Below are 5,349 nucleotides of genomic sequence, written 5' to 3'. Positions count from 1 at the left end.
GTCTGGGCGTCCCGAGACGAGGGCTGCAACCGTGCGATCCGGGTCATGGCGGGCGACCAGGCCGACCGTGCCGGGCAAGAGGATCGGCTTGTGGAAATCGACCAGGCTCGACCCTGCGTAGGCGGCGGGGCGGCCCAGGGCGGCGAGAACGCGGGCATACGACCACATCCCGTGCGCAATGGCGCGGGGGAACCCGAGCAGGCGCGCCGTGGGCGCGCTCAGGTGGAACGGATTCGCGTCCCCACTCACCGCGGCATACCGCCGACCGAGATCGGCGGGCAGCCGCCACTGCGTTGCCGGTATGCCGTCCGGTGCGGCCGGCTCGCTGTCATAGCGCGCGCGGGGCTCGCCGCCCCCGCGGGCGAGATAGGTGCTGACCCCCTCCCAAACCCGTTCTCCCGCAACCACGACCGTCGTCTCGATGTCGACGACCCGCCCCTTAGGATGTGCGCGCAGATGGGCCGCGCGGACGCTGATATCGAGGGTCTTGTCGGCGCCGAGCGCGCGATGTGCGGTGATCGTATTGGTCACGTGGACCAGCCCGAGGACGGGCAGCGGAAACGCGGGGTCGGCCAGAAGGGTGACGTGGAGGGGGAAGCCGAGGAGGTGCGGAAGGGTCTGCGGCAGAAGGTCGTTCATCGGGAATCCGCACTGTCGCTGATAACGCGCGAGGCGCTCGCGATCGACCGCGACGTCATCGACGCGAAGGGCCTGCTCGGGCAGGGCGACCGGTCCCCGGCGACGCCGCACGGCGCCGCGCAGCATTGTGACACCAAGGCTCGGGAGGCTCTCGAGCCGCCGGGTCTGCACAGGCATGTCAGGCACCGAGCAGGCTCTGCCCGCACACGCGCACGACATTGCCCGTCATCCCGGCATTGGCCGGCCAGGCCAGCCCCCCGATCGTTTCGGCGACGTCGATGGGCAGTCCGCCCTGGGCAAGAGAGTTCAGGCGGCGCCCGATCTCTCGGCTGGCCAGGGGAATCTTCGCGGTCATCTCGGTCTCGATGAAGCCCGGGGCGACGGCATTGACGGTGATTCCGCGGGCGCGCACGTCCTCCGAACTGCCGAGGGCTTCGATCAATCCGATCACGCCGGCCGTGGACGCGGCGTAGTTCGTCTGCCCGCGATTGCCGGCGACGCCTGCGACCGAGGAGACACAGAAGATCCGTCCTCCGTTACGGATTCCGTTGTCGGACAGAAGTTTGTTCGTTCATCCGCAGGACTGAGAGCAGGTGACGTCAAGCACTGAGCACCACCGATCGGCGTCGGTGTTGGCGAGCAACTTGTCCCTTGTGATGCCCGCGTTGTGCACGACGACGTCCAGCCCGCCATGGCGCAACTTCGCGTGCTCGAGGATGCGACCGCCGGCATCCGCGGAAGTGACGCGACATGTTGGGCCGAGCCGCCGATGTCATTGGCCACCCGTGCCAGGGCATCTCCGGCGCTCGCCATATCCACGCACACGACCCGGGCGCCGTCGCGGGCCAGGACGCGCGCGACCTGTGCGCCGATCCTCCGCGCCGCTCCGGTCACGACCGCCACCTGCTCGGCGAGCGGGCACTCCCAGTCGACCTGCCCACTGGTGGGTGCCGGCAGCGCGCCGACCTCGACGACCTGGCCATCGACATACGCCGATCGGCCGGAGAGGAAGACCCGCAGCGGTGCGGCAAGATCGGCGACACCGGCGTCGGCGACATAGATGAGGTTTGCCGTTCCGCCGGAACGCACTTCTTTAGCCACCGACCGCACGATGCCGGTCAGCGCCGCACGTGCCGCCGCTTGTCCCGGCTGGCCACCCGCCAACGGTGGGCGTCCGATGAGCAGGACGCGTCCCGACGGCGCCATGGTCTTCAGGGCCGGCGCGAGCAACGAGGGCACTGACTCCAGGTCCGCGGGCGTGGCGAGCTCGGTCAGGTCGAGCACCACCGCGGAGACTGAGGTCGACACCTGCCTGGCAACGGGAATGTCCCACTCCCCCAGCAACTTCCGGACTTCCTCGGCCAGTGAGGCGAAGCCGTGCCCGCCAACCAACACCGCACCCGGTGTCAGCAGGGCACCGGGCCGGTGCCGCCGGAGCACCGCCGGGCGTGGCAGGGCCAACGCGCCCGCAAGCTTGGCGCCGATCCCGGAGTTGACGAAGGTCGAATAGCTGTCCGTCATCTCACGCTGCCTCGAGGATCATCAGCACACCTTGGCCACCCGCGGCGCAGATCGAAATCAATTCCCGCGCCCCGGTTCCCTTCTCGTGCAGCATCTTTGCCAGTGACGCGACGATTCGGCCGCCAGTCGCGGCGAACGGGTGCCCGGCCGCGAGGGATGAGCCCTTGACATTCAGGAGCCTGCTGTCGAGCGCCCCGATCGGCGCATCCAGGCCCAGCCGGGCCCGGCAGAATTCGGCGGACTCCCAGGCCGCGAGCGTGGTGAGGACGGTGGCGGCGAAGGCCTCGTGGATTCTCGACGAGTGCGAAGTCCTGCAGTCGCATCCCCGTGCGCGCCAGCAGTCTCGGCAGGGCGAAAACCGGGGCGGTGAGTAGTGGGTCGCGCCCCGTGACGAAGTCAACGGCGGCGGTCTCGCCGTCCACGGCATACGCCAGTGGCCGCAGACCCCGGTCCTGCGCCCATCGATCAGTGGCGAGCACGACGGTCGATGCGCCGTCGGTGATTGGGGTCGAGTTCCCGGCCGTCAAGGTGGCGCGATCACCCTTGCCGAAGGCCGGTCGAAGTGTCGCGAGCTTCTCGGGGGTGGAGTCCGGCCGCAGGTTCTGATCGCGGCTCAGCCCGAGGTAGGGCGTGATCAGATCGTCGAAGAACCCGCGCTCGTAGGCCGCAGCCAGCCGCTGGTGACTCGCGGCGGCCAGGGCGTCCTGGTCCTCCCGGCCGATGCCCCACTCGCGTGCCGTGATCGCCGTGTGCTCGCCCATGGACAGGCCGGTGCGCGGCTCGCCATTGGTCGGCGTTGCGATGCCCAGGTGTGTCGGTCGGATGGCGGCGAGGGCCTTCGCCTTGGCAGCGGTAATGCGGCCCGCTGCGGCGCGCAACAGACTGCGTCGCAGCGGCTCACTGACCGTGACCGGGGCATCGGAGGCCGAATCCACGCCCCCGCTGACCCCGGCGTCGATCTGGCCCAGGGCGATCTTGTCGGCCAGCCCGAAGAGGGCGGCCAGCCCGAACCGGGCGACCAGGCCGTCGAGAGCGGCGGTGAGCATGTCCTGGTGGTGGCCTCGCCATAGGGGCCGAATTGCCGGGCGAACGGAATGCGGTTGCCGCCGAGCACGACGGCCCGCCGCGGGGGTCCTGGGGGCATGACTAAGTGGAACGGCGAGTATCGGACAGGTTGTCGATCGAGACAATGTCCACGCCGCCAACAAACACCTGCCTACGCTTGGTAACGTTCCGTCGTGTGAGTGATCACACCCCGCCGCGGGTCGACGGTCGCAGCAGCCGTTGGGAGGCTCCGCGCAAGGCGCGCCGCGCCGAATTGATCGAGATGGCCATCGAGGCGATCCGCCGTCACGGCACCGATCTGGGCATGGATGCCTTTGCGGCGGAGGCGGGGACGTCCAAGACGGTGCTCTACCGATACTTCGGCGACCGGGCCGGGCTGCATGAGGCGATCGTCGACCGGATCGAGGAGTTGCTGATCGGCGAGGTGGGCCAGACCCTTGCCACTGTCGGCGGCGATCCGCATCCCCGTGAAGTCATCCGCGCGGCCGTTGCCGCGTTCGTGAGCTTCGTCGAGCGGGACGCGAACCTCTATCACTTCCTCACCCGCGCACCCTCGATGCCCGGCGCGGTCCTCGGCCCGGGACGTGTGTCGAAATCTGTTGCCGCACAGACTCGTTTCTTGCTGGAGCGAGCCAAGGCGGTTGCCGATATGCCCGCGGGGACGCTGGATCTCTGGGCTGCGGCAACGGTCGGGCTGGTCCGCACCGGAGTGCTGGCCTGGTTGCACAGCGAGCCGAAGCTCCCTGCCGAAGACGTGGTCGACGCCTTGACGGAGTTGGCCTGGCACGGCACGTCCACGGCTTTCCGGCGCGGACGCGCTCAGGGCTGATCAGTCCACGAGGTCGAAACGGTCGTCGATGGTGATCGTGCCGGGCGTCCGGACGTCGGCGTAGACCCCCGCGCAATTGCCGGCGGTGCGTGTGATCGCGAGCGTGGCGCTGCCGACCGTCACGGTGCGCCCCACCAACTCGGCGAGACGATCGGTCGGGATGTCGATGACGAGGTTCGCCCGTGTGGTCGCGGCCTCGGGCAGACCCACGAGATGCACGGCCGCCTTCTTGCGGCGATCGCCGGCAAGGCCGTCGATCTCGACCACGGCACTGGCGAGTTCCACGCCCGGCTCGTCCTTGACCGGGTGGATGCGGATAGCGACGACGCGCGGGTCGGCGAGCACGGTCATACGGCCATCAAAGCACTCACTCCGCGGCTGCGGTGCGCTCGCGCTGGAAGTGCCAGAGGACCAGGCCGACGACCACGACGGCAGCGACGAAGATCGCGGTGCCGCGCCCGAGTTGGTGCGCGACCTTCTCGTAGCTCGCGCCGGCGAGATAGCCGGCTACGACAACCGTTGTGCCCCAGGCGATTCCGCCGGTGGCATTCCACGTCACGAACTTCGGGTAATGCATCCGGGCGGCACCGGCGAGGGCCGGCATCATCGCCCGGAAGAAGGCCGTCCACCGGCCCAGGAAGACCGCGGCGCCGCCGCGCCGGCGCAGGAAGCTCTGGGCGCCCTCGACGCGGTGCGCGTGCTTGGCGAGCCCGCCATGGCTGAGCAGGCGCGGACCGAAGTGCTTGCCGACCTCGAACCCCACGGTGTCGCCGATGATCGCGGCGGCCACGACGACGACGATCATCCACACCAAGGACGTATGCCCGTAGTGCGCCGACACGCCACCGAGGATCGCGGCGGTCTCTCCCGGGAGAATGAAGCCGACGAAGAGGGCGTCCTCGGCGAAGACGATCAGGGCCGTGATCAGATAGATCAGCCATTCGGGCTGGTTAAGCACACCGCTGAGGAACCCTTGCACACCCCTATTGTGCGCGACTGCGCCTGCGCATTGGCTTAGCGCTCCATTTCGCCGCCGCCCCACCCCGCCCCCCGTCGAGAGGCCGGTTCAGCCCCGTCGAGAGGCCGATTTCTCGTCGCCGCGCCCGGGCGGGTATTCTCACTTGGCGCTGCGGCGCCACGGACGTGTAGCTCAGTTGGTTAGAGCGTTCGCTTCACACGCGAGAGGTCAGGGGTTCGAGTCCCTTCACGTCCACCCTGCGGGCGTCCGCGATGGGGCCCACCTTCACGTCCACCCTGCGGGCGTCCGCGATGGGGCCCACCTTCACGTCCACCCT

General features: G+C 69.2%; 4 protein-coding genes, 1 tRNA gene and 2 pseudogenes. 2 read left to right on the top strand and 5 right to left on the bottom strand.

What is annotated here, in order from left to right; all coding sequences use genetic code 11:
• The 3 genes and pseudogenes from PKH97_RS00200 to PKH97_RS00190 all read right to left on the bottom strand — a co-directional run.
• Positions 1-816: MaoC/PaaZ C-terminal domain-containing protein (locus PKH97_RS00200; RefSeq protein ID WP_324385374.1), on the bottom strand; the 816-nt coding region annotated here is incomplete at its 3' end.
• A 1-nt stretch (position 817) separates the two neighbouring features.
• Positions 818-2,160: pseudogene (locus PKH97_RS00195) on the bottom strand (3-oxoacyl-ACP reductase).
• Position 2,161: 1 nt separating this feature from the next.
• Positions 2,162-3,304: pseudogene (locus tag PKH97_RS00190) on the bottom strand (acetyl-CoA C-acyltransferase).
• A 96-nt stretch (positions 3,305-3,400) separates the two neighbouring features.
• Here PKH97_RS00190 and PKH97_RS00185 point away from each other — a divergent pair.
• Positions 3,401-4,054: a TetR/AcrR family transcriptional regulator gene (locus tag PKH97_RS00185; protein ID WP_324385373.1), complete on the top strand. Its 654-nt coding sequence runs from the start codon at positions 3,401-3,403 to the stop codon at positions 4,052-4,054.
• Here the strand turns inward: PKH97_RS00185 and PKH97_RS00180 are convergent, their stop codons facing one another.
• On the bottom strand, positions 4,055-4,405 hold the full coding sequence (locus PKH97_RS00180) for a hypothetical protein (protein ID WP_324385372.1): 351 nt from the start codon (positions 4,403-4,405) through the stop codon (positions 4,055-4,057).
• 16 nt (positions 4,406-4,421) lie between these two features.
• Positions 4,422-5,033, bottom strand: coding sequence for a DedA family protein (locus tag PKH97_RS00175; RefSeq protein WP_324385371.1), 612 nt, complete (start codon positions 5,031-5,033; stop codon positions 4,422-4,424).
• Positions 5,034-5,193: 160 nt separating this feature from the next.
• Here PKH97_RS00175 and PKH97_RS00170 point away from each other — a divergent pair.
• A tRNA-Val gene (locus tag PKH97_RS00170) sits at positions 5,194-5,267 on the top strand.
• Positions 5,268-5,349: the final 82 nt, after the last annotated feature.

Source organism: Nostocoides sp. (assembly GCF_035343835.1).
Lineage (GTDB): Bacteria > Actinomycetota > Actinomycetes > Actinomycetales > Dermatophilaceae > Nostocoides_A > Nostocoides_A vanveenii.
This window is presented reverse-complemented; position numbering and strand designations above follow the sequence as displayed.

Coding starts and splice junctions, on each gene's coding strand:
- PKH97_RS00180 (WP_324385372.1), bottom strand. CDS start 4,405: ATGACCGTGCTCGCCGACCCGCGCGTCGTCGCTATCCGCATCCACCCG.